This is a genomic window from Caulobacter sp. D5, from assembly GCF_003185805.1.
Lineage (GTDB): Bacteria > Pseudomonadota > Alphaproteobacteria > Caulobacterales > Caulobacteraceae > Caulobacter.
Map to the genome: position 1 here is coordinate 1 of NZ_QHJY01000567.1, position 1,750 is coordinate 1,750.

Consider the following 1,750-nt stretch of genomic DNA (forward strand, 5'->3'; position numbering starts at 1 on the left):
GAGCAGCTGACTCTTAATCAGCGGGTCGTAGGTTCGAATCCTACTACACCCACCATTCTCTCTCAGAACTAATGATCTGAAACCGGATGGCCGCGCCGGACGGCCGCGAAAGCGGCCGGCGCCGAGGCTTCGCGCAGCCGCACGCTGTTTTGACCTGTCAGTGTCCGACAGTCGGGCGCCGCCGCCCACGCCCCCTTGAACCTTCGTTTCGCGCCTAGCGTCGCCGATCCCTATCATCGGATCCGCGCCATGACCGCCGCCAAGCCGCCCTCGCCCCGCCTGCCCCTGCTCGTCCACGCCGGCTACGGCGCGGGCCAGATCGCCGGCCAGGTGTTCCGCGACGCCCCCTCGCTGCTGCTGCTGTTCTTCATGACCAATGCGCTGGGCGTCGAGCCGGCGCTTGCCGGGGCGGCGATCTTCTTTCCCAAGCTGTTCTGGGGCCTGATCTCGGACCTGACCGTCGGCCTCGTTTCGGACCGCTGGAAGGCCCGGGTTCCGCGCCGCCTGTGGCTGCTGGTCGGGGCGCTGCTGGCGCCGGCCGCGCTGATCCTGCTGTTCCATGTGCCGGAAGGCGCGCCGGCGCTGAAGGCCGGCTACGTCGCCGCCGCCTTCAGCGTCTACATGATCGTGTTCGGGGCCTTCTCGGTGCCGTACCTGGCGATCGGCACGGAGCTTTCCGACGATCCAAAGGAGCGGACGGTGGTCATGGCCTGGCGAATGGGCTTCTCGGCGATCGGCCTGCTGGTCGGCAACGCCCTGGCCCCCGTGCTGGTGCAGACCTGGGGCGGCGGACGGCCGGCCTATTCGCAGATGTCGCTGGTGCTGGCGGCGGTGTGCTCGGTCAGCCTGCTGATCGCCTTCCTGGCCTCGCCGCGCCCCGTGGTGCAGGCGGCCGGCGCCCCGGCCATGCGGCTGAAGGCGATTCTCAGCGCCGTGGCCGACCCGACCTTCCGCCCGCTGCTGGGCGCCTATGTGCTGCAACTGATCGGCTCGGGCCTGGGCTATGCGGCCATGGTCTACTTCCTCAGCTACAACATGGGCCGCGCGGACGCCCTGACGCAGATCGGCATGATCGTGCTGGTGATGAGCGCCGTGGTCATCGCCGCCCAGCCGCTGTGGATCAGGCTGTCGACCGCCTTCGGCCGCAAGCGGGTCTATATCGCCGCCGCGCTGGGCCACGCCGTGGTACAGGCCGCCTGGGGCGTGATGGCCGGCGCGCCGCTGCCGGCGATCTATGGCGTGGTCGTGCTGTTCGCCCTGTTCAATTCGGGCTGGAGCCTGATGGGCTACAGCCTGCTGTCGGACGTCATCGCCAAGGACGAGGCAGAGCATGGCGAGAGCCGGGCCGGCGTGTTCTCGGCGCTGTGGACCGGGGCCGACAAAATCGGCTTCGCCTTGGGCGGCACCCTGCTGACGGGCCTCGTCCTGTCGGCCTTCGGCTTCTCCAGCGCCCTGGCTGTGACCGGCGCGTCCCAGCCCGGCTCGGCGCTGGTCGGGGTGGCGGTGGCGTTCGCCTATGCCCCGGCGGCGTTCAACCTGGCGGCTGCGGCGCTCTATGCGCGGTTCGGGAAGGCCTGATCCACCTAACCTCGTCATCCCGGCCGAAGCGCAGCGCAGAGCCGGGATCCAGGGGACCGGGCGAGGCGGTTCGCCCCCCTCCAAAAAGAATAGGGCCGACGCGGTGCGCCGGCCCCTGGGTCCCTGTGTATTGCGATAGGTGTCGAGCGCGAGCTTGATGGGTGGCGGGCGC

At 69.6% G+C, this 1,750-nt stretch carries 1 protein-coding gene; it reads left to right on the forward strand.

What is annotated here, in order from left to right; translation table 11 throughout:
- The first annotated feature begins 249 nt into the window (after positions 1 to 249).
- Entirely contained in the window at positions 250 to 1,578 is a 1,329-nt protein-coding gene (locus tag DMC18_RS25290) for an MFS transporter (RefSeq protein WP_146218233.1), read from the forward strand.
- Positions 1,579 to 1,750: the final 172 nt, after the last annotated feature.

Coding starts and splice junctions, on each gene's coding strand:
- DMC18_RS25290 (WP_146218233.1), top strand. CDS start 250: ATGACCGCCGCCAAGCCGCCCTCGCCCCGCCTGCCCCTGCTCGTCCAC.